The organism is Brachybacterium horti (genome assembly GCF_054777615.1).
The window spans coordinates 326,342-350,926 of sequence record NZ_BAAHAM010000004.1; the positions used below are offsets into that span (position 1 = coordinate 326,342).

Consider the following 24,585-nt stretch of genomic DNA (forward strand, 5'->3'; position numbering starts at 1 on the left):
ACCGGCCCGCCCGCCCGCCGTTCAATCCGTCCTCCCCACCTGCGAGCGGGCTCACAGCGCCCCGCCGCCCGCGCGCCGCGGATAGGCTCGCCGTCATGACCTCGAGCTCCACCGCCCCGGGCGCCGCCACCGGCCCCGACGCCCCGCGTCCCGCCCACCGCGAGACCCTCCGCACGCACCACGGGGACACTGTCACCGATCCCTACGAATGGCTCCGCGACAAGGAGGATCCACAGGTCATCGCGCACCTCGAGGCGGAGAACGCCTATGCGGACGCCCGCACCGCGCACCTCGCGGGCCTCCGTGAGGAGCTCGTGCAGGAGTTCGTGGGCCACACCCAGGAGACCGACCTCTCCGTGCCCGTGCGCCGCGGCGACTGGTGGTACATCACCCGCACCACCGCCGGGGACGACTACCCCGCCTTCACGCGCGTCGCCGAGTCGCCGGACCTGCCCTGCGGCGCGGGCGGCGTGCCCGCGATCGAGCCCGGGGAGCCGCTGCCCGGCGAGCAGATGCTGCTCGACGCCCAGGCCGCCGCGAAGGACGCCGAGTTCTTCTCCCTCGGCGGCCTCGCCCCCTCCCCCGAGCACGACCTGCTCGCCCACGCCGTGGACCTCGCGGGCGACGAGCGCTTCACGATCGTCGTCACCGACCTGGCGACCGGGACCGTGATCGACGAGTCCGTCACCGGCACCGGCTACGGCCTCGCGTTCTCCGCCGATCAGCAGTGGATCTTCTACGCCCGCGTGGACGACGCGTGGCGCCAGCACCAGATCTGGCGGCACCGGATCGGCGGCGACCCGTCGGCCGACGAGCTCGTGCTCGAGGAGGCCGACGAGCGGTTCTCCGTCTGGTTCGAGCGCTCCCGCGACGGGAAGGCCCTCGTGCTGCAGTCGAGCTCGACGACGACGGCGGAGGCCTGGATCCTCGACCTCGCCGATCCGACGGCCGCCCCGCGTCCCGCGGGCGGGCGCCGCGACGGCGTCGACTACACCGTCGAATGGGCCGGCGACCGCCTCCTCGTCGTGCACAACGACGGGGTGGAGGGCTTCGCCCTGGCCGAGGCCCCGCTCGACGCCGCGGACTCCTCCGCCTGGACGCCGCTGCTGAGCGCCGGGGAGGGCGAGCGACTGCTGGGCGTCGAGTCCTTCGCCGGCTGCGTCGCCCTCGAGCTGCGCGCGGGCGGCCTCGCCGCGGTGCGGGTCATCCCCCGCCGGGCCGACGGCTCCCTCGACGTCGAGGCCGCCTGGGACCTCACCCACGGCGGGGAGCTCGACGTGGTCGAGCTCGACACGAACCCCGCCTGGGACTCCCCCGCCCTGCGCTACCAGCTCACGAGCCTGCTCACCCCCGCGACGGTCGCCCAGGTCGACGTCGCCTCCGGCGAGCGCACCGTGCTGCGCCGCACCCCCGTGCCCGGCTACGACCCCGAGCTGTACCGCGAGCAGCGGCTCTGGGCGCAGGCGGAGGACGGCACCGCCGTGCCGATCTCCCTCGTGGCCCGCAAGGACGTGCCCGCGGACGGCACCGCCCCCGGCTACCTCTACGGCTACGGCTCCTACGAGGTGAGCATCGACCCGTCCTTCGTGCCCACGCGCCTGTCCCTCCTGGACCGCGGACTCGTCGTCGCGATCGCGCACGTGCGCGGCGGCGGCGAGATGGGCCGCGACTGGTACGAGCAGGGGAAGATCCTCGCGAAGAAGAACTCCTTCTCCGACTTCGTCGCCGCGGCCGCGCACCTCGTGGACCAGGGCCTCGTGGCTCCGGACCGGCTCTCCGCGGAGGGGCGCAGCGCCGGTGGCCTGCTCATGGGCGGCGTCGCGAACCTCGCGCCGGAGCGCTTCCGGGCGATCATCGCCGGCGTGCCCTTCGTCGACGCGCTCACCACGATCCTCGACCCGAGCCTGCCGCTCACGGTCGGCGAGTGGGAGGAGTGGGGCAACCCGCTGCAGAGCGAGGAGGTCTACCGGTACATGAAGGAGTACACGCCCTACGAGAACGTGCGCGCCGTCGAGTACCCGGCGATCTTCGCCTCGACCTCCCTCAACGACACCCGGGTGTTCTTCGTCGAGCCGGCGAAGTGGGTCGCACGGCTGCGGGAGACGGTCACCTCGGACCAGACCGAGCGGCCGATCCTCTTCCGCTGCGAGATGGTCGCCGGGCACGGCGGCCGCTCGGGCCGCTACCGCAAGTGGGAGCAGCGGGCGGACGAGCTCGCCTGGCTGCTCGACCAGCTGGGGGCGACGGCGCGGGTCTGAGCGGATCGGCCGCGGCGGCGTCCGTCTAGCTCAGCAGGACGAGGACGTAGCCGACGACGGGCACGAGGAGCAGGCCGCCGACGACGAGCGACGACAGGACGAACGCCCGATCCCACCGTTCGGGCCGCGGCCACGGACGCGCCGAGGCCAGCCGGGGCACGCCCTGCAGCGCCGGCTCCAGCAGCTGATGGAGCCGGCTGCGCCCGCGCCGGGAGAGCAGGCGCCCGGGGACGAAGAGCCTCTCCCCCTCGCGGTCGAACAGGATCAGGTCGCCCCAGGGGGTCTCCTCGACGGCGAGCAGGCGGTCGAGCCCGACGACGTCGTGGTCCTCCTCGGGGTCGTACTCGTACGGCGAGCCGCCGCGTCCGAAGCCCATGCCGTCGACCTGGATCCGGTCCTCTGTCACCAGCACCCGCAGGCCCCGCCGGGCGGTGCCGCCCACGACGGCCCGGAGCGAGGGCCGGAGGACCTCCGCCCCGGCCGGCACGTCGTCCCCGTGGGCCCGGATCAGCGGCACCGTGCGGACCACGGGGAGCGCGGAGAGCTCCGGATGCGCGCGGGGGTCCAGCCGCTCCGGGTCCACCGCCGCGTGGAGGGTGCGCACCGCCGCGTCGAGGGCCGCGCGCACACCGGCCGCCGTGGGCGCCGTCGCGGGCGGGAGGCCATGCACGGCGCGGTCCCGCTCGCGCCGGCGGTCGGGGGCCCAGCCCTGCGCGGCGGCGGCCAGGTCGGCCTCGGAGACCGCCCGGAGGCGGCGGAGCAGGCCGGTCACGAGGTCGGGGCGACCTCGCTCCGGGACGAGCGGAACGGCGGACAGCACGAGGTGCACGTGCTCCCTCAAGGGAGTGGACTCCACTCGGATCACAGGGCCGTCCTCGGGGCGGCGATACGGCGCGATATCCGCGGCGAGGACCTCCTCCGCGAGGAGGTCGTGCAGGATCCCCGCGGCGACCTCGCCCTCGGCGCTGCGCGGCAGCAGCACCGAGGACAGCACACTGCTCTCGACGTCGACGGGTCCCACCACGGCCCGGTCCTCCGGGAGCGGGGCCGCGGCGCGCCGGGACACGGGCTCGACCTCGAAGGTTTCGCCGATCAGCGACTCCTGATCCGTGCAGAACACGCGGGGCACCTCGCCGTGCACGGGGTCGAGCGCGCGCAGCAGTCGCCGCACCTCCTCCGTCGCGCCCTCGGCGTCCCTGGCGACCGGCTGCAGGACGGCCGCGGTGTCGCCCGTGCGCAGCAGCAGGTCGTGGTGCCACGCCGGGCCGGGCTCCTGCTCGGGGACGCGCCCGTCGAGATCGATGTCGCGCGCGAACAGGAAGGGCAGGCGGTGCCAGAGCGCGGTGACGTCGGCGAGGGAGCCGCGCAGGCTCAGGCTGCTCGCGTCGGTGCCGATCTCGAAGTGGATCAGCACCACCTCGGGGCCGTGCAGCGCACGGCGCAGGGCGGCGAGCGCGAGGCGCAGGGCCCCCGTGTGCTCGACCTTCTCGTCGAGGGTCCCGCGGGCCCAGAGCACGCCGATCTCCGCGGAGTGCGCCCACGGCTCCGGCGCGTGGTCGACGAGGTGCCAGGTGGTGCCGGGCCCGGCGCTCAGCGCCGGGCCCGGGGTCCCCTCGATGATCTCCGGCTCAGAACGCCGGGATGACCGAGCCGTCCTTGTAGGTGTCCGTGATGAAGGTCTTGACGTCCTCCGAGTGGAGGAGGTCGTCGAGCTTCTTCAGGGCCGCGTTGTCCTTGTCCTCGGTGCGCACGGCGAGGAAGTTGGCGTAGGGGTTGCCCTCGCCGGCCTCGAGCACGAGCGCGTCCTCGGAGGGGACGAGGTCCGCCTCGATCGCGTAGTTGCCGTTGACGACGGCCGCGTCGTAGTCCGCGAGCGTGCGGCCGATGAGCGCGGCGTCGACCTCGGAGAAGGTGAGGTTCTTGGGGTTCTCGGCGACGTCGTCCGGGGTGGCCTCGGTGGGCTCGATGCCGTCGGTGAGGGTGATGACGTCGTTGTCGGCGAGCAGGGCGAGGGCGCGGCCGCGGTTGGTCGGGTCGTTCGGGATCGCGATCTCGCCGCCGTCGGGCAGCTCGTCGATGCTCTTCAGCGCGTCGGAGTACAGGCCCAGCGGCTCGATGTGCACGCCCTCGAAGGCCGTGATCTCGTAGCCGTTCTCCTTGATCTCGGTGTCGAGGTACGGCTTGTGCTGGAAGTAGTTCGCGTCCACCTCGCCGTCGGAGAGCAGGCGGTTGGGGACCTTGTAGTCGGACTGCTCCTGCAGGTCGAGCTTCAGCCCGGCGCCCTCGGCGAGGTTGTCGGAGACGAACTGGAGGATCTCCAGGTGCGGCTTCGGGGTCGCGGCGACGCGGATCGTGGTGACGCCGCCGTCGGAGGCGAGGGAATCACCGTCGGAGGAGCCCCCGCCGCAGGCGGCGAGGCCGGCGGCCGCGAGGCCGACACCGGAGACGGCGAACAGGGAGCGACGGTTCAGGATGCTCATGAGGGATGGTCCTTCCGAGGAGGGGTGGGGAGGCGGGGGCTCAGGCGGTGCGGGCGCGGTGGTCGACGGCGCGCGCGAGGCGCGAGCCGATCCACTGCACGGCGATGACGATGAGGACCAGCAGGATCACCGTCGCGACGATGATCTCCGTCTGGTAGCCGGTGTAGCCGCGGTTGTAGGCGAGCTGGCCGAGGCCGCCGCTGTTCACGGAGCCGGCCATCGCGGTGTAGCCGATGACGGCGATCGTGGTGGTCGTGATCGAGCCGATGATGCCGGGCAGCGCCTCGGGGATCAGCACCTGGCGGATCACCTGCCAGCGGGTCGCGCCCATCATCTGCACCGCCTCGATCTTCCCGGCGGGGATCTCGCGCAGGTTCAGCTCGAACAGCCGCGCCGCGAAGGGCACGGAGGCGATGACCAGGGCGAGCATCGCCGCGTTGGGGCCGGTCGAGCGGCCCAGCAGCAGCTGGCTGAGCGGGATCAGCGCGATGATGAGGATGAAGAAGGGGAACGAGCGCAGCACGTTCACGACGAAGCCCACGACCCGGTTCGCGGCGCGCACGGCGGGGCGCGGCGAGGACTCGGTCTCGAAGAGCGCGACGCCGAGCGGCAGGCCGAGCAGCACGGTCAGCACCATGGTGCCGGCCGTCATGTAGAGCGTGACGAGGATCGACCACCAGAGGCTGCCGGTGCCGGACCACTCGGTGAAGGCGCGGTTCTGCGCCCACTCCTGCAGGGTCTCGATCATGCGGCCACCTCCCGGGCGACGACGCCGGCCTCGGTGAGCTCGGCGGTGAGGGCGGCGAGGAGCTCGGGCCCCGCGGGGCGGCCGTCGGCCCCGCGCAGCGCGAGCTGCACACGGCCCACCTGGCGGCCGCCGATGGTCTCGATGGTGCCGGCGACGATCTGCGCCTGGGCGCCGTGGCGCTCGGCGGCACGCACGAGGTCCTCACTCGTGCGGAGCGTGCCGGAGTCGCCGTAGTCGCAGGTGAGGATCGTGCCGACCACGCCCGTGGGCACGGGCGGCAGCGGGATCAGCTCGCCGGAGAGCGGGCCGTGGGGATCCGCGGCGACGTCGACGAGGTCGCCGGTCTGGGTGACGCGGCCGTCCTGCAGCAGGGTCACGGTGTCACAGACCTCGCGGACCACCGCCATCTCGTGCGTGATGATGACGACCGTGATGCCGAGGCGCTCGCGGAGGTCCGCGAGCAGCCGCAGGATCTGGCGGGTGGTGCCGCCGTCCAGGGCGCTCGTGGGCTCGTCGCACAGCAGCACCTTGGGCTCCGCGGCGAGGCCGCGGGCGATGCCGACGCGCTGGACCTGGCCGCCGGAGAGCTGGGCGGGGTGGTTGTGCTCGCGGCCGGAGAGGCCCACGAGCTCCACGAGCTCGGCGACGCGCGCCTCGCGCTGGGCGCGGGGCACGCCGGCGATCTCGAGCGGGTGGGCGATGTTCTGGGCCGCGGTGCGGGAGTCCAGCAGGTTCGCGTGCTGGAACACCATGCCGAGGTTCCGCCGCGCGCCGCGCAGGGCGGCGCCGTCGAGGGCGGCCACGTCCGTGCCGTCGATCTCGACGCGGCCCGAGGTGGGCTTCTCGAGGCCGGTCAGGCAGCGGATGAGCGTGGACTTGCCCGCGCCGGAGCGGCCGACGATGCCGTGGATGCGGCCGGCGTCCAGGTGGAGGTCGATGCCGTCGAGCGCGACGACGGGGTCTCCGCCGCCGGGGGCGGGGAAGACCTTGCGCAGTCCGTCGAGAGTGATCACGTCAGGCAGTGAAGCATCCAAGCGCCCCTTTCCGGCACCCCTGTTCATACGGAGAAACGAAGTTCACAGGACTACCCTCGGCCCATGAGCGACCACCTGCCCCGCTTCGGCGACGCCCCCGCCGGCCCCTCCTCGACCCTCGGTCCGGACGGTCGTCTGGCGATCCGTCGCCTGCTCCCCGGCACCGTCGAGGACGCCTGGAGCGCCCTCACCGACCCGGCGCAGACCGCGACCTGGTTCGGCACCTGGCGCGGCGACCCCGCCACGGGGATCGAGGTGCAGATGGACGCCGAGGAGGGCCGGCCGTGGATGGAGGCGAGGGTCCTCGTGTGCGACGGCCCGCGGCGGCTCGAGCTCGAGACCGGGGAGGCGGGCGACCCGTGGGTCCTCGAGCTCACGGTCGAGGAGGCGGGCCCCGGGTGGACGGCGGTGACGCTGCGCCAGCGGGTCGCGGAGGCGGAGGCCGCGGCGATGATCGGCCCCGGCTGGGAGTTCTACCTCGACCGCCTGGTCGCCTCGCGCACGCGCGGGGACGTGACGGCCATCAGCTTCGAGCCGGACTACGTGCCCGGCCGCTGCGACCACTTCCGGGCGCTGTACCCCGCGACCTGAGGAATGTCATGACCGGGGCGTGAGGATCGCACCGGAGCCGATGACCGGGCGCCCTGCCGCCCCGCCGCCCGCGGCGGAAGGCTGGTCCCCATGACGAACAGCACCGCAGACCCCGTCCTCTCCGCCAGGGGGCTCACCCGCCGCTACGGCCGCGGCGCCTCCGCCTACACCGCCGTCGACGGCATCGACCTCGAGGTCCGCCGCGGCGAGCTCTTCGCGCTGCTCGGCACCAACGGCGCCGGGAAGACCTCGACCCTCGAGGTGCTCGAGGGCCTCGCCCCGGCGAGCGCCGGCACCGTGAGCGTCCTCGGCATGGATCCCGTGGCGGACCGCCGCGCGGTGCGCCCCCGCCAGGGCCTCATGCTCCAGAGCGGCGGCTTCCCCGCGGACCTCACGGCCGCGGAGGCGCTGCGCATGTGGACCTCGACGCTCTCGGCCCCGCGCCCCGTCGGCGAGCTGCTGGCCGCCGTCGACCTCACCCACCGCGCCGGGACCCGCATCTCCTCCCTCTCCGGCGGCGAGGTGCGACGCCTCGACCTGGCCTGCGCGATCGCCGGGGACCCCGAGCTGCTCTTCCTCGACGAGCCCACGACGGGCCTGGACCCCGAGTCCCGCTCCCGCGCCTGGGAGCTCGTGCGGGGCCTCAAGGAGCAGGGCACCACGATCGTGCTCACCACCCACTACCTCGACGAGGCGGAGTCCCTCGCGGACCGGCTCGCGATCATGCACCAGGGCCGGATCGTCCGCGAGGGCACGGTCGACGAGGTCGTCGCCGGGCATCCCTCCCGGATCCGCGCCGACCTCCCCGAGGACGCCCCGCTCCCCCCGCCGCTGCACGGGGAGGCCGTGCTGCGCGGCGGCCGGCTCGAGGTCTCCACCGAGGCCCTCGCCGAGGACCTCCACACGCTGCTCACCTGGTCCCGCGCGGAGCAGGTCCCGCTGCGCGGCCTCGACGCGCGCGCCGCGAGCCTCGAGTCCGTGTTCCTCGCCCTCGCCTCCTGACACCCCGCCCCACCCACGGAAGGACCTCCCATGCCTGCCATCGTCGGCCTCTCCCGCGCCGAGCTCACCCTCCTGGTGCGCAACCGCACCCAGCTCTTCCTCGCCCTCGCGTTCCCGCCCGCTATCACGGTCTTCTTCGCCGCGCTGCTGAAGGACCAGCAGCTCGCGCCCGCCCAGCTGATCCCCCTGCTGGGCGCCCAGTTCGTCATCGCGCTCGTGTTCATCGTCTACTACAACCTGCTCTCCACCTATGTCGCGCGGCGCCAGGAGCTCGTGCTGAAGCGCCTGCGCACCGGCGAGGCCTCGGACGCGACCGTGCTCGCCGCGGCCGCCGTGCCCGCGCTCGCGATCGCCGCCGTCATGACCGTGCTCATGACCGTGCTCGCGATCGTGCTCATGGACCTGCCGCTGCCCGAGCGGCCGGTGCTCGTCATCGCCGGGATCGCCGCGGGCGCGCTCGTCATGGTCCCGCTCGCCCTGCTCACCGCGAACCGCACCCGCACCGTCGAGGCGGCGGGCGTGACCTCCCTGCCCGTGATCGCCCTGCTCGTGATCGGCGCCGGCGCGATCCCCACGGACGGCCTGCCCGAGGTCGCGCAGCGGGCGATCTCCCTCATCCCCTCGGCCGCGATGGACGACCTGCTCCAGCTCGGCTGGCTCGCGGAGGATCCGTGGTCCGCGGCGCTGAAGCCCCTCGGCGTGCTCGTCGCCTGGCTCGTGCTCGGCCTGTGGGCGGTGCGGCGGGAGATGCGCTGGGAGCCGCGCGGCTGATCCGGCCCGGAACACCTGCGGACCGCCTGACCTGAGAGGATGACCATCATGACGCGGACGATCGAGGGGAAGGCGCCGGGCGTCGGCCGGCCGTGGGAGGTGTTCCGCGACTACACCATCTGGTCCGTCGCGCTCCTCGTCGGCTCCATCCCGGCGCTCGCCGCGCTCTTCCTCCGCGCGGCCGGCGAGGGCGTCCCGGGGACCGTCACGACCGTCGCCCTGGTGGGGGTCTCGACCGTGCTCTGCAGCGTGGCCGGGTGGCAGGTGACGGCCGCCTGGGCCCGGCGCCCCGCCGCTCCCGGCCCGGCCGGCTCCCTCCCCCGCGTGGGCTGGATGCGCGGCCCGCTGCACACCCTGGTCCTGCCCGTGCTCCCCGCCATCGCCTCGCTCGTGGTGCTCGCCCTCGGTGCGACGACGGTGAACGTCGCGGTGGGGTGCGTGATCGGCGGGGTCTCGACGCTCGCCCTGCGCGTCCCGTGGACCTGGGCGGGCGGCGCGATCACCGTGGCGGCCCTGCTCATGGTGCCGCTGGGCCTCTCGCTGTTCGCCGCGGTGATCCTCGCAGTCGTGCTCACGAGCCTCGTGGGCGCGTGCCGCAGCTCCCTGTGGCTCGCCGCCCTGGTGCGCGAGCTGGACCTCGCCCGGGTCGCTCAGTCGCGGCTCGCGGTCGCCGAGGAGCGGCTGCGCTTCGCCCGCGACCTGCACGACGTCACCGGCCGGGACCTCTCCGCGATCGCCGTGACCGGGGAGCTCGTCGCCCAGCTGGTCGAGCGGGGCGATCCGCGGGCGGCCGAGCACAGCCGGGAGGTGGCCCGGATCGCCCGCGGCTCCCTCGCCGAGACGCGGGCGCTCGTGCGCGGGTACCGCGAGGTGGACCTCGCCGCCGAGCTGCGGGGCACGGTGTCGCTGCTCCGCTCGGCCGGGGCGTCGGTGACGGTGCTCGGCGGGGCGGAGGACGTCCCGGCCGCGCTCGCGGAGCCCGCCGCCTGGGTGCTGCGCGAGGGCGGCACGAACGTGCTGCGCCATGCGGACGCCCGGTCGGTGCGGATCCGCCTGGGCGCCGAGGGCGTCGAGGTCGACAACGACGGGCTGCGCCCGCAGCCGGGGCGGGCCGGGCAGGAGGAGCACGTGGAGGGCAGCGGGATCACGGGCCTGCGGGAGCGCTTCGGCGAGCGCGCGAGCATCACCGCGGGCCGGGAGGGCGAGCGCTTCGTCCTCCGCGCCGCGTTCACGGGGACCACGGAGACGAGGGAGCGATGACGGAAGGGATCGAGAGGACCACGGTGATCCTGGTCGACGACGAGCACCTGATCCGCTCGGCGCTCGCCACGATGCTCTCGCTCGAGGAGGACCTAGACGTGGTCGGCGAGGCGTCGAGCTGCGCCGAGGGCGAGGCGCTCGCGCGGCGCCTGCAGCCGCAGGTCGCGCTGCTGGACCTGCAGATGCCCGACGGCGACGGCCTCGAGCTCGCGCGGCGGGTCGCGGCGGTCTCCCCCGCCACGCGGGTGCTGGTCGTGACCTCGCACGCGCGGCCCGGCTACCTCAAGCGCGCCCTCGCCGAGGGGGTGCTGGGCTTCCTGCCCAAGACCGCGGCCGCCGGGGAGCTCGCCGCCGCGGTGCGGACCGTCGCCGCGGGCCGCCGGGCGATCGACCCCGAGCTCGCCGCGGAGACGATCTCCTCGGGCGACTCCCCGCTCACCCCCCGCGAGGCCGACGTCCTCGAGTACGCGGCCGACGGCGCCCCGGTCGACCAGATCGCCCGCCGCGCGCACCTCGCCGAGGGGACGGTGCGCAACTACCTCTCGAGCGCGCAGGCGAAGCTGCAGGCCGCGAACCGGCACGAGGCCGCCGCGATCGCCCGCCGCCACGGCTGGATCTGAGGGCGGCGGCGCTACAGCCGCCCGAGCGCCTCGATGTCCTCGAAGAAGTCGGAGACGACCTCCGCGCTCACGGTCGGGCGGAGGCCGGAGAGCGCCTCGAGGTAGTCCGCGGTCGACGGCCCGGACCCCTGCTCACCGTCGGACGGCGCCGCGACGGCCCGCTCGAAGGCACGCTGGGCGGCACGGCGGGCGCCGTGCTCGATGTCCGCGGGGGTGAGGCCCTCGCTCGCCGCGACGAGCGCCTCGGGGTCCACCTCGGCGGCGACCGCGGGCGGCACGTAGCGGCCCCAGATCGCGTGGCGGGCGGCGGCGTCGGGCAGGCCGATGGGCAGCACGTAGTCGAAGCGGCCGTGGCGCAGCAGGGCGCTGTCCAGGGAGCGGATGAAGTTCGTGGCGCAGATCAGCAGGCGGTCGTCCTGGTCGCGCACGGCGGGGATGATCTTCAGCAGCTCGTTGGTCACGCCCTGCGTGGGCGAGGGCGGGTCGCCCTTGCGGTGGGAGGCGATCTCCTCGACCTCGTCGATGAAGACGACGGCCTTCTCGAGCTCGGAGATCCGCGAGAAGGTCTCGCGCAGGGCGGAGGCGAGCCCGGCCGGGTCGCCGCCGAGCCGCGAGGGGAACACCTCGACGAAGGGCCATTGCAGGCGGGAGGCGACGGCCTTCGCGAAGGTGGTCTTGCCGGTCCCCGGCGGGCCGAAGAGCACCACGGCCCGCGGCGGCACCACGCCGAAGCGCTCGGCGACCTCGGGCTGCGAGAGCGGCATGACGAGCCGGCGCTCGAGCAGCTCCTTCTCCGCGGTCATGCCGCCCACGGCGTCCCAGGCGCCGCGGGGCAGGATCCGGCCGCCGAGCTCGCGCAGCAGGGCGAGGTCCCGGGCCTGGACGGGGATGCGGCGCTCGGCGTAGCGCAGCTCGTGCTCGAGCGTGAAGCCGGCGCCCGCGAGCACGTCCCGCGCGAGCGGGTCGTCCGCGGGGACGAGGCTGCACAGGGTCGCGATGCCGCTCAGGGCGAGGCGCCGTTCGAGGGCGTCCAGGAGCGTGCGGCCCAGGTCGCCGTCCCGGTGGTCCGGGTGGACGCCGAGGTAGACGATCCAGCCCTGCTCGTGGGCGGCGCGGCCGACGGCGGCGCCGAGCAGCGGGCCGTCCTCGTCGGCGAGGGCGACGACGGCGACGTCGGCCTGCGCGGAGGCGAGGACCTCGGAGAGGCCGTAGACGGGTTCCCGCTCGCTGACGTCCGCGGCGCGGGTCGCGTCCCAGAGGGCGACCAGGCGGCCCAGGTCGTCGGAGCGGATCTCGCGGATGATCGGTGCGGCCACGGCGGGTCCCCTGTCCTCGGCGGCGGGGCCTCGAGCCCGCCGGTGAGCTGGATCACAGGCCAGGATCGTACGACACGGACGGCGGGCGGCCCGGCGGCGTCCCGCGGGCGGGACCTCAGCGCCGGCGGCGCGCGCGGAAGAACTCCCGCAGCAGGTCCCCGCACTCCTGCCCGCGCACGCCGGTGGTGAGCTCGACCCGATGGTTCAGCCGCGGCTCCCGCACCAGGTCGTAGAGCGATCCGGCGGCGCCGGCCTTGGGGTCCATCGCCCCCACGACGACCCGCTCCACGCGCGAGAGCACGATCGCCCCGGCGCACATGGTGCACGGCTCGAGGGTGACGACGAGCGTGCAGCCGGCGAGGTTCCAGCGGCCCTGCACGCGGGCGGCCTCGCGCAGGGCGAGCACCTCGGCGTGGGCCGTCGGGTCCTCGTCGGCCTCGCGGCGGTTGCCGGCCACGGCGAGCACCTCGCCGCCGGGGCCGACGACGACGGCGCCGATGGGGACGTCCGCCGGGTCGCGGTCCGCGGCGGCGCGCGCCTGGTCCAGGGCGAGGCCCATCAGCTCGTCGTCGGTCATGGGGCCATCCTCCCCCGGCTCAGGCGCGCTCCCCCACCACCCGGTACCGCGCCTCGAGGACGCCGGCGTCCGCGGGCTCTCGCACGAGGTCGCTGAGCAGAAGCGGTAGCGGGCCATGGTGACGAGTATCCGGTCGATGCCCGACGTCCGGGAGCCTCCGGTAGATTCGCCCCCATGCGCACGCTCGAGATCGACCACCCCCTCGTCGCCCACAAGCTCACGGTGCTGAGGAACAAGGAGACCCACTCCTCGGTGTTCCGCCAGCTGGCCGACGAGCTCGTGACGCTCCTGGCCTACGAGGCGACCCGCAACGTCGCCGTCGCCCCTGTCGAGCTCGAGACCCCGGTGACCCCGATGACCGGCACGAAGCTCGCGAACCCCAAGCCGATGGTGGTGCCGATCCTGCGTGCCGGCCTCGGCATGCTCGACGGCCTCACCCGCCTGCTGCCCACTGCGGAGGTCGGCTTCCTCGGCATGGTCCGCAACGACGAGACCCTCGAGGTCACGACCTACGCGAACCGCCTCCCCGACGACCTCTTCGGCCGCCAGTGCTTCGTGCTGGACCCGATGCTCGCGACCGGCCACACGCTCATCGCGGCCGTCGACTACCTCCACGAGCGCGGCGCCCGGGACATCACCTGCGTGACGCTGCTCGCGGCGCCCGAGGGCCTCGCCGCGATGGAGGCGCAGATCGATCCGGCGATCGACCTGACGATCGTCACCGCCTCGATCGACGAGAAGCTCAACGAGAAGGGCTACATCGTCCCGGGCCTCGGCGACGCGGGCGACCGCCTCTTCGGCGTCGTCGACTGATGACGCACCGCTCCCCGCACCCGGACCGCTCCCCGCTCGAGCACTGGGAGGAGCGCTACGGCTCCGCCCCGATCTGGTCGGGGAAGGTCAACGCGACCCTGGCCGACGTCGCCGCCGCGTGGACCCCGGGGCGCTCGATCGACCTGGGCTGCGGGGAGGGCGGGGACGTGCTCTGGCTCGCCGAGCACGGCTGGGACGCCCTGGGCCTGGACCTCTCCCCCACGGCGATCGGCCGCGCACGCGAGGAGGCCGCCCGCCGGGGCGCCGCGATCACCGGTCGCGCCCGCTTCGAGGCGCAGGACCTCTCCGCCTGGGAGCCGGCGGCGGGGAGCGCGGATCTCGTGACGGCGTCCTTCCTGCACTCCGACGTCGCGCTGGACCGGACGGGCATCCTGCGCCGCGCGGGCAGCGCCGTCACCGCCGGCGGGCGCCTGGCAATCCTGTCCCATGCGGCGCCGCCGCCGTGGTCCGCCGCCCTGCACGAGGGCCACGGCCCGCGGATGCTCGGCGCGGCCGAGGAGCTCGAGCTGCTCGCCCCCGCGGAGGAGGACTGGGAGGTCGAGGTCGCGGAGGACCGCTCGCGCCCGGTGACCGCACCCGACGGCTCCCCCGCGGCGCTGCTCGATGCGCTGATCGTCCTGCGCCGGCGCTGAGCTCTGCGGCTACCTGCACGGATTCCCGCACGATCGATCTTTTCAAAAAGGTCCCTGTTTTCTATTCGGCGGATGTTCTCGAATAGACGCAGGCAATGCATTCCTTGGTAGAATTCTCGGCGAAATCGGTCCACACTGGCGCCAGCGCCCCCGGCGCGATCCGCAGCACCGCCGCCCCCAGGAGGACCCATGACCGCCGTCGACATGCCACGCGTCTCCGAGTGCACCGTCTCGGGATGCTCCTACAACCACGAGCACGCGTGCGGCGCCTTCGCCGTGACCGTCGGCCAGGACACCTCCTGCGCGACCTTCATCCCGCTGGACGTCAAGGGCGGCCTCAGCAAGGTCGTCACCCAGGTGGGCGCCTGCCAGAAGGCGGACTGCATCCATAACCAGGACCTCGAATGCACGGCGGAGTCCGTGCGCGTGGGTGCCGGCGCCGACGCCGCGGACTGCCTCTCCTACGAGAAGCGCTGAGCGAGACCTCCGACCCCCTGCCGCGACCCCCGCGCCTCTCCCCGCACGCCCGCCGTCCCCACCCCGGGGACGGCGGGCGCTGTGCGTCCGGGCCTGCTTGACACATCAGGCTCCACGGAACGCCCAGGTCAGAAGGACCTCGACCCCCTCGCGGTCCCGGAATGTGAACAGCCCCTTGCTCCCGGGGCGGCTTCCCGGCATGCTTCCTGGCATGTCATCGATCAGCACGCGCACCACAGTGCGCACCGCGCCGGCCGCCCTCCGGGCTGCCCGCGCCATGATGTGCTCGATGATGATGATGTGCATGATGATGCGCATGATGCGCATGATGCGCATGATGCGCCGTCAGCCGAGCCTCTGATCGCTCGAGACACCCACGGGGTCGGCTGACAGGAGCCGGCCGGAAGGCGCGGGCTCCAGGTGCCCCCGGGAGTACAGCCCCTTCGATCCGCCACCGGCAGGATCACGCAGGGATCCCGGATCCACCACCCGCCGCGAACCGCGCCGCACCCTGGAGATCCGCATCATGACCATCGCCCTCGATCGCCCCACGACCTTCGACCGCACGCCTGCCCGCCCGGTCACCGGCCGTCCGCTGCAGCGGGCCGCCGCCCCCGTGGAGGACGGCGTCACCATCACCCTGACCCTCACCCTCCCCGCCGGCACCGGCGACGTGGAGGCGGCGCTCATCGCCGACGAGCTCCGCAGCCACGCGCAGCGCCAGACCGCGACCCGCCAGGGCCGCACGTCGGTCTCGGTGAACAGCCCGCACACGTTCCGCGCCACCGGCGCCGTGCGCTCGCTCCCGCCGCGCCGCACCGGCGAGGCGGCGATCAGCCCGCTGCGTCCCCGCCGCGGCGGGGTCGTCTCCCCCAACTCCCCGGCCCGCCGGGACGCGGAGGCCGCGCGCCGCCGGGCCCGGCAGGCCACGGCCGTGAGCCCGTCGAGCGCCTCCTCCGCCCCGGACGACTCGCTCGTCGCGGACCTCTACGGCCGCCGCGTGCGGATCGACGGCACGGACGTCGACCTCACCTACAAGGAGTTCGAGCTGCTGGCCCACCTCGCGCGCAACGCGCGACGCACCGTCTCCCGCGAAGAGCTCATGGAGACGGTCTGGGCCGGTGCGCCCGAGGAGACCGGCGAGCGCACGGTGGACGTGCACGTGCGTCGTGTGCGCACCAAGCTCGGCCGCTACCGCAAGCTCATCTCGACGGTGCGCGGGGCGGGCTACCGCCTGGATCCCGGCAGCGACGTGAGCATCCTCGGCGCCTGAGCGCAGGACGACGGCGGCCGTCCCGGGACCAGGTCCCGGGACGGCCGCCGTCGCGGCTCGCGCGCGTGCGCGAAGGGGTGGAGAGGAAAGAGATGAGCGGCCCGGAGCGCTCAACCGCACGAGGCGGGGGCTCACGGACCGCTCATCAGGCCTGTCGTCCGTCAGGGGTGGGTGCGGGCGAACAGGCAGGACGGGCAGCCAAAGGTGGGGGAACCTGGCACAGAGCCCGTCCGGCCGCTCCCCATGAGGGGGGTCCTGAGAAGCGGCACATCTATGAAGTTATCACCGGGGGCACCGCGGAGGAGCCCCCTCGAGCAGCTCGTCCCGGATCCTCCGGGGCCTTCCCCGAAGACCCCTCCGGGCCGTCCGCTCGAGATCGAGTCTATGCCCCTCCGCGCCTCGTGACAACGCATGACGCCGGCGTGTTTTCGCAGGTAGCACCCAGTAACTGAGAAAACGTTGAAAAAGTGAGCAGCGGCCCGGGCTCGTGGGCAGTCGTCAGAAACGACGCCCGGCCTGGACTCCTCCCGCTCTGTCGAGCCCTCGGCGGGGCCGGTCGCCTGCCGCCGCCCGGGACGCCCGCGGGCTCGGCGTGCCCTTCGCCACAGAGGACGCGCCCGGCGGGCCGTGGGCGCTCAGGCCTCGTCGAGTCCCTCGAGCACCAGGAGCGTCGCGTCGTCGTGGATCTTCCACTGGCGGCGCGCCGGATCGAGCGCGAGCTCCGCCTCGCGGATCCGGTCGAGCAGAGCCTCGGGATCGGTGCGCAGCGCGGCGGCGAGGCCGCCGTCGTCCACGAGCCCCAGCAGGTCCACCGCGCGCGTGACCCCGTCGGAGACGAGGTGCACACGGCGCAGGTCCGCGAGCGGGACGGCGCCCACGAGCGCCTCCGCCGCCGCCTCCACCTCGTGCCGCGCAACCCAGAAGCCGCCCGGGGCGTTGCGCAGCGACTCGACCACCTCCGGGTCCCGGTGCGCACGGACCGTCTCCTCGACCCGCTCGTCGCTGATCCGCTCGATCGTGCCGTCGGCGTGCTCGAGCAGCACGGAGGAGTCCGCGAGGACGAGGTGCTCGAGGAGTCCCGCGCGCACGCGCACGGCGAGCACCGTCGCGGAGGGGCCGCCGCGATCCAGATCGCACGTGCCCGCGTGCAGCGCGGCGACCTCGCCGATCGCACGGGCGAGGCCGACGCGCAGGTCCGCGCCCTCGTCCTGGAGGGCGAGCAGGAGGCGGGCGGTCAGGGTGCGGGCGTACCAGGCCACCGAGTGGGAGCAGCCGGCGCGGAACCGGGCCGGCATCCCGGCCCCGTCGATCAGCACGGCCGCCGCGCCGAGCACCCCGGCCACGTCCTCGTTCGGACGCTCCGGGTCCTCGGGGGCGGCGGCTCGGGTCAGGAGGCGGGCGCGCATGGCGTCACGCTAGCCGACGGCCGCGGGAGTGGCGCCGTCCACCATCGGCGCCCCGGGCGGGCGCGCGGGGGCCGAGCGCCCGTACAGTGGTGCGGTACGCGTGTCGCGCCGTCCGGGCGCCGGCCGTCCGGACCTGGGAAGGGACCATCGATGATCGCGCAGGCGCGGATCACCTCCGACACCTCTGCCACCGTGCATCTCCCCACGGGGACGGTCGAGCTCGAGGGCGAGGACCTGGTGGAGATCCGGTCACGGGTCAAGCAGGTCTTCATCACCGCCGCCCAGGAGGCCGACGCCCCCGTCGACGTCGTCATCGTCGAGCCGGACGTGCACCACCACCTGCGGGTCGAGCCCTCGGGCCGGATCACCGGCCGCGAGGCGGACGACCGCCCCTTCTACGGCCCCTCCGCGGACACCCCGCTCGAGGCCCCCTCCGCCGCGGAGACCACGGGCCAGCACGCCGCGATCGGCTCCCCCGCGACCGACGAGCACCCCGCCCTGGACGAGGACGGGAGCGTGCGCCCCAGCCGCGCCCACCGTCGCCGCGCCGCCGCGCTGCCGCCCGCGGGGGACCAGCACGGCGAGCACACCACCGCCTCCGCGGCCGACGCCCCCTCGCCGTGGGCGCCCGCCGCGGCGCGCTCGGCAGGGTCGGCAGGGTCGGCAGGGACAGCGGGATCCGCGGCGTCGGCCCGTTCGGCTGCGTCGGCGAGCTCCGCGGCACCCGCGCCGTCGGCCGCCTCGGCGCACCCGGCCGCACCGGCCGGCGCCCCTGCTCCCGCCGCGCGCCCGCTCCCCTCCGTGACGGCCGCCGCCTCGCGACCCACGCTGCAGGACCTCCAGTCCTCGACCGCGAAGGGCGTGCACGTCAAGGCCGCGCAGGGATGGCAGGGCACGCTCACCAAGCTCACGGGCGGCCGGATCTCCCCGCGCCCGGGTCGCAAGGAGCGCCTCGAGCACGAGCGCCTCGAGCGCATCCGCCGCCCCCTCGAGGGCCCCCGCAACATCGCCGTGGTGAACCTCAAGGGCGGCGCCCACAAGACCACCTCCTCGCTCATGATCGCGGCGACGCTCGGCGTGACGCGCGGCGGCAATGTGCTGGCCTGGGACAACAACGAGACCCGCGGGACGCTCGGCTGGCGCGGCGTGCCCACGGACCACCACCGCACGGTCGTCGACCTGCTCCACGACATCGAGAGGATGCAGGGCCCCCACGCGAGCGCGGCGGATCTCGACCCCTACGTGCGCCCCCAGGGCGGCATGCGCTTCGACATCCTCGCCTCGGACGAGGACCCGGGGTCGATGGCCTCGATCGACGCGGAGGCGTTCAGCGAGCTCAACGACTCGCTCTCCCGCTTCTACCGGATCAAGGTCATCGACACCGGCAACAATGTGCGCGCCTCGAACTGGCTCGCCGCCGTCGAGAACGCGGACCAGCTGGTCATCGTCTCGACCGTCCGCGAGGACACCTTCAACGCGGCCGCCTGGATGATCGACGAGCTGCGCGCCACGGGGCTCGCCGGCCAGGTCGACCACGCCGTGACGATCCTGTCCCACGGCTCCGCCGGGAAGTTCGACCCGACCCTGCGCAAGCGCCTGCTCGCGCACTTCGGCGCGCACACCCGCGCGGTCGTCGAGGTGCCCTTCGAGAAGCAGTTCGTGGACGGCTCGCACCTGGACTGGTCGCGGATCCACCCGCGCACCAAGGACGCCTGGCTCGACGCGACCGCCCTCATCATCGACGGTCTCTGAGCCCGTCCGTCGGACCCGACGGCCACACTGCCGAGATGCCCTCCCGTCACCTGCACCTCGTCGTCGACGACGACCTGGGCCCCGCCCTGTGGGTGCGGGAGCAGACGGCGCCGGGCCGCGCCCGCGCCGCCGAGGACCTCACCGCGCTGCAGGAGACGGCCCCGGAGCCGCTCGCCTCGGCGCTCGCGGTGCTGCCCGATCGTCTGCGCCACCGGGTGCGGCTGCACGGCCGTGCAGGGGCACCGGACCGCCGTGTGCCGGCCGCCGCGCTCACCGGCCCCGAGCTCATGGGGCTCGTGGAGGCGGTGCGCGCCCTGCTCGAGGCGCGGTTCGGCGAGGAAGCCCTCGAGAGGGTGAGCGCCCTCATCGCGCAGGGCACACCGGTGCTGCTCGGCGAGGACGTCGCCGCCATGCCCGATCTCCAGGCGGCGACCGTGCTCGACGTCGAGGCCGCCCGTCTCGTGGCCCGCCGCGACCTGCGGATCCTCGGCACGGAGCGGCACGGCCTGGCGGGGCTCGTCTGGCGGGGACCGGCCCCGGACCGGCCCCCGCTGCTCGACGCGCTCGTCGACGCCCGCGCCCGCGCCGCCTTCGCCGCGCATGTCGGGAGCGTAGGCGCCGAGGACAGGGACGGGGACGAGAAGGACCCGCTCGGCGTGCTGCCCGCGCTCACGGCCGACGGCGAGCTCGGCGGGGACCTGCCGGCGCAGCGGGCCGTCGCGGCCGCGCTCGAGGCGTTCCGCGACTCGGGCCGCGCCGTCGTGCTCGCCTCGACGGACGACGAGCTCGTGGTGCGCCTGTTCGAGCCGGAGCCCGGCAGCACCGACTGGCTGCTGCAGACCTGCCTGCGCCAGGAGGACGGCACCGTGCACCCGGTGGATGCCCTGCGCGCCGTCGGCGACCTCACCGCCGCGGGCGCCGCGGAGGCGGCCGCCGCGATCATGCAGCGCTCCCCCGTGGTGCGGGGCGCCCGCGTGGACACGACGGGGCTGGACTGGGTCCTCACGACCCCCGAGGTCTCCACCCTGCTCGCGGAGGACGCCGCCGCCCTCGAGCGGGCCGCCGTGACCGTGCTCCTCCCCCGCGGCTGGACCGCCCAGCGCACGACCGTGCGCGCCGAGCAGGCGGACGAGCCCGAGGACGCCCGGAAGAAGGGCTCCGGCGTGGGGATCGGGGCGATGGCGAGCTTCCGCTGGCGGGTCGCCGTCGGGGACACGGAGCTCACCGAGGAAGAGATGGAGGAGATCCGCGAGGCGCAGTCGGAGATCGTCCACCTGCGCGGGCAGTGGGTGCGGCTGGACACGACGACCCTGCGCGCCGCGGAGCGCTTCCTCGACGCCTTCGCCGCCCGCACGGGACAGCCGCGCCGGCCGCGCACACCCGAGGAGCAGGCCGCCGCGGAGCGTCGCCGTGAGCAATGGCGGCGCGCGCAGGATGCCCGACGGCAGGGCGAGGCCGGAGGACCCGGGGCCCCCGAGCCGGAGCCGGAGCCGCGGCTCACCCCGGCGGAGTTCACGGGCGACACGACCTGGGCGGAGATCTTCTCCCTGCTGCTCTCCCCCGACGCCGCGGACATGGGCTTCGGCTACGACGCGATGACGTCGACGGGCGGCGAGGGCCTCGCGCGGCTCCTCCCCGGCGGCCGCGGGCCCGAGACGCTGCCCTCCCCCGCGACCCTGCAGGCGACGCTGCGGCCGTACCAGCAGGACGGCCTGGACTGGATGTGGGCGCTGGACCGCCTGGGCCTCGGCGGGATCCTCGCCGACGACATGGGCCTCGGCAAGACGATGCAGGTGCTCTCCCTGCTGTGCCGCGAGCGCGAGCAGGGTGATGACTCACCGGCACCCGGCCCGACGCTGCTCGTGTGCCCCATGTCCGTCGTCGGCGCCTGGCAGCGGGAGGCCGCGCGCTTCGCCCCGCAGCTGCGGGTGCACGTCCACCACGGGGGCGCGCGGCTGCGCGACGCCGGCTTCGCGCAGCTCGCGAGGCGGCACGACGTGGTCCTCACGACCTACTCGCTGCTCGCCCGGGACCTCGAGCTGCTGCGCTCCGTGCCCTGGCACCGGATCGTGCTCGACGAGGCGCAGCACGTGAAGAACCCGGGCACGCAGGTCACGCGCGCCGCCCGCAGCCTGCAGGCCCCGCACCGGCTCGCGATGACGGGCACCCCGGTCGAGAACCGCCTCGGGGACCTGCACTCGCTCATGGAGGTCGTGAACCCGCGCCTGCTGGGCAGCGCCGCGCAGTTCGCCGAGCGCATCGCCGACCCGATCGAGGAGGAGGGGGACGAGGGGGCGCTCGCGCGGCTGAAGTTCGTCACCTCGCCCTTCGTGCTGCGACGGGTCAAGACGGACCGCTCGATCATCAAGGACCTCCCGGAGAAGACCGAGCTCACCCGGGTCGTGAACCTGACCCCCGAGCAGGCCGGGCTCTACGAGGCGATCGTCGAAGAGCTCATGGCCTCGGTCGACGGCGCCGCCGAGAACCAGCGCCGCGCGCTCGTGGTCTCGACGCTCACCCGCCTCAAGCAGGTCTGCAACCATCCTGCGCACTACCTCGGCGACGGCTCCGCGCTCGTGCGGGGCGGTGCGCACCGCTCGGGGAAGCTCGAGCTCGTCGACGACCTGCTCGAGAACGCCTTCGCGGACGGGGAGAAGGTCCTGCTGTTCACGCAGTTCACGCAGTTCGGGCACCTGCTCGCCCCGTACTGGGAGGAGCGCTTCGCGGGCTACGGGATCGACGTGCCCTTCCTCCACGGCGGCGTCGCCAAACCGGACCGGGACGCGATGGTGGCGCGGTTCCAGGAGCGCACGGACGAGCCGGGGCTCATGCTGCTGAGCCTGCGCGCGGGCGGCACGGGGCTCACCCTCACGGCCGCGAACCACGTCGTGCACCTGGACCGCTGGTGGAACCCGGCGGTCGAGAACCAGGCGACGGACCGCGCCTTCCGGATCGGGCAGCGCCGCGACGTCACGGTGCACAAGCTCGTCTCCGCGGGGACCGTCGAGGAGCGGATCGACGGGGTCCTCGCGGACAAGCAGCAGCTCGCGGATCTCACGATCGCCCCCGGGGAGGACTGGATCGCCTCCCTCGACGACGCGGCCCTGCGCGACCTGCTGAGCCTCGACGCGGCCGACTCCTGGGAGGGCGACGGATGAGCATCCCGCTGCGATCACGGCGCGGCGCGATCGGGAAGGGCTGGCACGCCGTCGCCCTCCGCACCGCCGCGGAGCTGCTGCTGGGCCCGGGCCGGGCGAGCGGCGGCCGGGCCGACGCCCGCGCGGGCCGCGTGCAGTGGCTGGACCTGTCCCCCGGCCGGGCCCGCGGCGCGGTGCTCGGCGCCGACGGCGAGGTCCACGAGGCGCAGCTCGACCTCGCGCCGCTGGTCGGGGCGGACCGCGCGGTGGTGCTGCGCCTCGCCCGCGCGCACCCGGAGCTGCCGGCGCGGCTCGCGAGCGGCACGTACCCCGAGGAGATCGAGCGGGAGCTCGCGCGCGAGGAGGTCTCGCTGCTGCCGCGCGGCGCCTCCGAGCTCTCCCACGACTGCTCGTGCCTCGACTGGCCGGGCCCGTGCCGGCACGTCGCGGCGCTCGTCTACGTGCTGGTCGAGTCCGTGGACGAGGATCCGACGGGCCTGCTGACCCTGCGCGGCCTGTCCCTCGGCGACCTGATCGCGCCGCGGGACGAGGCTCCGGCGGGCGGCGTCCCCTCCGGCGCGGGGGCCGACGACCCGGAGGATGCGTCGGAGGCGGAGCCGGGCGCCCCGGGTGCCGGGGGCGAGGGCACTCCGGGGCAGGGCGCCGTGGATCCGCGGCGCCTGGACCCGGCGCCGCTCGCCGCCGTGATCGGCGAGCGCCCGGCGGCGCTGCTCGCGAGCTTCTTCGCGGCCGCCGAGCTCGAGGACGACGACCCCGAGGGCACCCCTCCGGTTCCCCCTACAGTGGAGCCATGACCTCCCCGAACGTCGCCCCCGACCCCTCCGCCGCAGGAAGCACCGTCCCCGAGGAGGCGCTCCGCGAGATCACCGCGCTCTTCGAGGAGGCCGTCGCGACGCACCGCACGGCGGGGATCACGTGGGCCGTGATCGGCGGCCACGCGCACGCTGAGCCCGTCCTCGCCCACGGGGCCGCAGGGCACCGGGCGCTCGAGGGAGGCCTCCCCGCCGCGGGCTCCTCCCCGATGGACCGGTCGACGGTCTCCCGCATCGCCTCGATGACGAAGTCCTTCACCGCGGCGACGGTGCTCGCCCTGCGCGACGAGGGCCGCCTGCGCCTGGACGACCCGGTCTCTGTGCACGTCCCCGAGGCGGCGGGCGCCTTCGAGCAGGAGCCGGGCGACCCGGAGGTCACCCTGCGCCACCTGCTCACGATGAGCGCGGGCCTGGTCACGGACAACCCCTGGGGCGACCGGCAGGAGGCGATGACCCGGGAGCGCTTCGCGGAGGTGCTGGGCGGGGGCCTCGGCCACGTGCACGCGGCGGGCACCGGCTTCGAGTACTCCAACACCGGGTACGCCCTGCTGGGCCGCGTGATCGACGAGGTCACCGGGACCCCCTACGCCGAGGAGATCCGGCGCCGCTTCCTCGGGCCGCTCGGCCTCGACGCGACGGGGTGGTCCGCCGCGGAGGTCGACGCCGACCGCCTCGCCACCGGGCACCGTCTCGCCGATCGCACCGACGCCACCCGCTTCGAGCAGGTGCCGCTCGACTCCCCCGGCGTGTACGGCGCGATGGCCGGCCTGTTCTCCACGGTGGACGACGTCGCCGCCTGGGCACGCTTCCTCGCCGCGGCCGACGCCCCCGCCGCGGCCCCCGCGGCGGGCGAGCACGCGGGACTGCTCTCGATCGCCTCCCGCCGGGAGATGCAGCAGGGCCACCGGCTCCAGCCGTGGGCCGCCCTGCCCGCCGGGGAGGACGGCCGCTCCCCCGGCTTCGACCGGGTGCGCGCCTACGGCATGGGCCTCGTCGTCGAGACCTTCCCGGACCTCGGCGACGTCGTCTCCCATTCGGGCGGCTACCCCGGCTACGGCTCGTTCATGGTGTGGCACCGCGACAGCGGCGTCGGCATGGTGGCCCTCGCGAACAGCAAGTACGCCCCCGCGACCCCGCTGTCGATGGAGGCGCTGCGGATCCTGCGCCGCCACCGCCCCGCCCTGCTCGCACGCCGCGCCCCGCAGGCCTCCCCGCGCGCCCTCGAGGCGGCGGCCGGCGCCCTGGCGTGGCTGCGCACCGACGACCCGGCCCTCGTGGAGGCGTGGTTCGCGGACTCGATGCTGCTGGACGTGCCGCTCGTCGAGCGCCGTCGTCGCCTCGACGCCGCCCTCGCCGCGGCCGGGCTCACAGCCGCGGACCTCGAGACGCTGACCCCGGGTTCGGCGCGGGCTCTGAGCCGCGCCCACCTGCGCTGGCGCCTCGCGGGCCGCGGGGAGGGCGCCTCGGGGACGGCCCCCGTGGACGTGCAGGTGGACCTGCTGCTGGACCCGCGGCGGGAGGCGCTGCTGCAGGCGCTCGACGTCACCGCCGTCGCCCGCTGAGGGGCGTCGGACGGCAGGGTTC

22 protein-coding genes are annotated in these 24,585 nt (G+C 74.8%); 14 read left to right on the forward strand and 8 right to left on the reverse strand.

Annotated elements, in window-relative coordinates:
• The first annotated feature begins 95 nt into the window (after positions 1–95).
• Complete coding sequence (locus tag ACYVAP_RS14390) at positions 96–2,258, forward strand: S9 family peptidase (RefSeq protein WP_498861197.1); 2,163 nt, start codon at positions 96–98, stop codon at positions 2,256–2,258.
• A 25-nt stretch (positions 2,259–2,283) separates the two neighbouring features.
• Here the strand turns inward: ACYVAP_RS14390 and ACYVAP_RS14395 are convergent, their stop codons facing one another.
• From ACYVAP_RS14395 to ACYVAP_RS14410, 4 genes are all read right to left on the reverse strand, one after another.
• Complete coding sequence (locus tag ACYVAP_RS14395) at positions 2,284–3,774, reverse strand: hypothetical protein (protein WP_498861198.1); 1,491 nt, start codon at positions 3,772–3,774, stop codon at positions 2,284–2,286.
• A 112-nt stretch (positions 3,775–3,886) separates the two neighbouring features.
• Complete coding sequence (locus tag ACYVAP_RS14400; RefSeq protein WP_264450979.1) at positions 3,887–4,738, reverse strand: MetQ/NlpA family ABC transporter substrate-binding protein; 852 nt, start codon at positions 4,736–4,738, stop codon at positions 3,887–3,889.
• A 40-nt stretch (positions 4,739–4,778) separates the two neighbouring features.
• Complete coding sequence (locus tag ACYVAP_RS14405; protein ID WP_498861199.1) at positions 4,779–5,486, reverse strand: methionine ABC transporter permease; 708 nt, start codon at positions 5,484–5,486, stop codon at positions 4,779–4,781.
• Entirely contained in the window at positions 5,483–6,499 is a 1,017-nt protein-coding gene (locus tag ACYVAP_RS14410; protein ID WP_168197986.1) for a methionine ABC transporter ATP-binding protein, read from the reverse strand. Before ACYVAP_RS14410 ends, ACYVAP_RS14405 begins: the two co-directional genes overlap by 4 nt.
• An 84-nt stretch (positions 6,500–6,583) precedes the next feature.
• On the opposite strand from ACYVAP_RS14410, the gene ACYVAP_RS14415 reads away from it, so the two are divergent.
• The 5 genes from ACYVAP_RS14415 to ACYVAP_RS14435 all read left to right on the forward strand — a co-directional run bounded on the left by ACYVAP_RS14415 (position 6,584) and on the right by ACYVAP_RS14435 (position 10,764).
• Positions 6,584–7,111, forward strand: a complete 528-nt coding sequence (locus ACYVAP_RS14415) for an SRPBCC family protein (RefSeq protein WP_498861200.1) — start codon at positions 6,584–6,586, stop codon at positions 7,109–7,111.
• 90 nt (positions 7,112–7,201) lie between these two features.
• Positions 7,202–8,113: an ABC transporter ATP-binding protein gene (locus ACYVAP_RS14420; RefSeq protein ID WP_498861201.1), complete on the forward strand. Its 912-nt coding sequence runs from the start codon at positions 7,202–7,204 to the stop codon at positions 8,111–8,113.
• Positions 8,114–8,143: 30 nt separating this feature from the next.
• Positions 8,144–8,884, forward strand: coding sequence for an ABC transporter permease (locus tag ACYVAP_RS14425; RefSeq protein WP_498861202.1), 741 nt, complete (start codon positions 8,144–8,146; stop codon positions 8,882–8,884).
• 48 nt (positions 8,885–8,932) lie between these two features.
• Entirely contained in the window at positions 8,933–10,144 is a 1,212-nt protein-coding gene (locus ACYVAP_RS14430) for a sensor histidine kinase (protein WP_498861203.1), read from the forward strand.
• The gene (locus ACYVAP_RS14435; protein WP_137769147.1) at positions 10,141–10,764 is read left to right on the forward strand and encodes a response regulator transcription factor; all 624 of its coding nucleotides are present in this window, start codon (positions 10,141–10,143) and stop codon (positions 10,762–10,764) included. The genes ACYVAP_RS14430 and ACYVAP_RS14435 overlap by 4 nt, the downstream gene beginning before the upstream one ends.
• A gap of 11 nt (positions 10,765–10,775) precedes the next feature.
• Here the strand turns inward: ACYVAP_RS14435 and ACYVAP_RS14440 are convergent, their stop codons facing one another.
• Together ACYVAP_RS14440 and tadA are read right to left on the reverse strand one after the other, a co-directional pair.
• Entirely contained in the window at positions 10,776–12,080 is a 1,305-nt protein-coding gene (locus ACYVAP_RS14440) for an ATP-binding protein (protein WP_498861204.1), read from the reverse strand.
• A 115-nt stretch (positions 12,081–12,195) separates the two neighbouring features.
• Entirely contained in the window at positions 12,196–12,657 is a 462-nt protein-coding gene (tadA, locus tag ACYVAP_RS14445; protein ID WP_498861205.1) for a nucleoside deaminase, read from the reverse strand.
• 174 nt (positions 12,658–12,831) lie between these two features.
• Here tadA and upp point away from each other — a divergent pair, with 174 nt between their 5' ends.
• The 3 genes from upp (at position 12,832) to ACYVAP_RS14460 (ending at position 14,600) form a co-directional block, all read left to right on the forward strand.
• The gene (upp, locus tag ACYVAP_RS14450; RefSeq protein WP_498861206.1) at positions 12,832–13,470 is read left to right on the forward strand and encodes a uracil phosphoribosyltransferase; all 639 of its coding nucleotides are present in this window, start codon (positions 12,832–12,834) and stop codon (positions 13,468–13,470) included.
• On the forward strand, positions 13,470–14,123 hold the full coding sequence (locus ACYVAP_RS14455; RefSeq protein WP_498861207.1) for a class I SAM-dependent methyltransferase: 654 nt from the start codon (positions 13,470–13,472) through the stop codon (positions 14,121–14,123). The genes upp and ACYVAP_RS14455 overlap by 1 nt, the downstream gene beginning before the upstream one ends.
• Positions 14,124–14,312: 189 nt before the next feature.
• On the forward strand, positions 14,313–14,600 hold the full coding sequence (locus tag ACYVAP_RS14460; RefSeq protein ID WP_137769153.1) for a DUF1540 domain-containing protein: 288 nt from the start codon (positions 14,313–14,315) through the stop codon (positions 14,598–14,600).
• 105 nt (positions 14,601–14,705) lie between these two features.
• On the opposite strand, the gene ACYVAP_RS14465 is transcribed toward ACYVAP_RS14460, so the two are convergent.
• Positions 14,706–14,927: a hypothetical protein gene (locus ACYVAP_RS14465; RefSeq protein WP_498861208.1), complete on the reverse strand. Its 222-nt coding sequence runs from the start codon at positions 14,925–14,927 to the stop codon at positions 14,706–14,708.
• Positions 14,928–15,126: 199 nt separating this feature from the next.
• Here ACYVAP_RS14465 and ACYVAP_RS14470 point away from each other — a divergent pair, with 199 nt between their 5' ends.
• Positions 15,127–15,873, forward strand: a complete 747-nt coding sequence (locus tag ACYVAP_RS14470; protein WP_264451575.1) for a winged helix-turn-helix domain-containing protein — start codon at positions 15,127–15,129, stop codon at positions 15,871–15,873.
• Positions 15,874–16,508: 635 nt separating this feature from the next.
• On the opposite strand, the gene ACYVAP_RS14475 is transcribed toward ACYVAP_RS14470, so the two are convergent.
• Positions 16,509–17,279: a protein phosphatase 2C domain-containing protein gene (locus tag ACYVAP_RS14475; protein WP_498861209.1), complete on the reverse strand. Its 771-nt coding sequence runs from the start codon at positions 17,277–17,279 to the stop codon at positions 16,509–16,511.
• Positions 17,280–17,429: 150 nt separating this feature from the next.
• On the opposite strand from ACYVAP_RS14475, the gene ACYVAP_RS14480 reads away from it, so the two are divergent.
• Genes ACYVAP_RS14480 through ACYVAP_RS14495 form a run of 4 tightly spaced genes read left to right on the forward strand, consistent with a single transcriptional unit; the run spans position 17,430 to position 24,563 of the window.
• Positions 17,430–19,031, forward strand: a complete 1,602-nt coding sequence (locus tag ACYVAP_RS14480) for a MinD/ParA family ATP-binding protein (RefSeq protein WP_498861210.1) — start codon at positions 17,430–17,432, stop codon at positions 19,029–19,031.
• Positions 19,032–19,066: 35 nt separating this feature from the next.
• Positions 19,067–22,189 (forward strand): DEAD/DEAH box helicase, encoded by a 3,123-nt coding sequence (locus ACYVAP_RS14485; RefSeq protein WP_498861211.1) that lies wholly within the window; start codon positions 19,067–19,069, stop codon positions 22,187–22,189.
• Positions 22,186–22,983 carry an SWIM zinc finger family protein gene (locus ACYVAP_RS14490; protein WP_498861212.1) on the forward strand — a complete coding sequence of 266 codons (798 nt, stop codon included), beginning with the start codon at positions 22,186–22,188 and terminating at the stop codon, positions 22,981–22,983. The genes ACYVAP_RS14485 and ACYVAP_RS14490 overlap by 4 nt, the downstream gene beginning before the upstream one ends.
• Positions 22,980–24,563 (forward strand): serine hydrolase domain-containing protein, encoded by a 1,584-nt coding sequence (locus ACYVAP_RS14495; RefSeq protein ID WP_498861213.1) that lies wholly within the window; start codon positions 22,980–22,982, stop codon positions 24,561–24,563. The genes ACYVAP_RS14490 and ACYVAP_RS14495 overlap by 4 nt, the downstream gene beginning before the upstream one ends.
• Positions 24,564–24,585 lie beyond the last annotated feature (22 nt).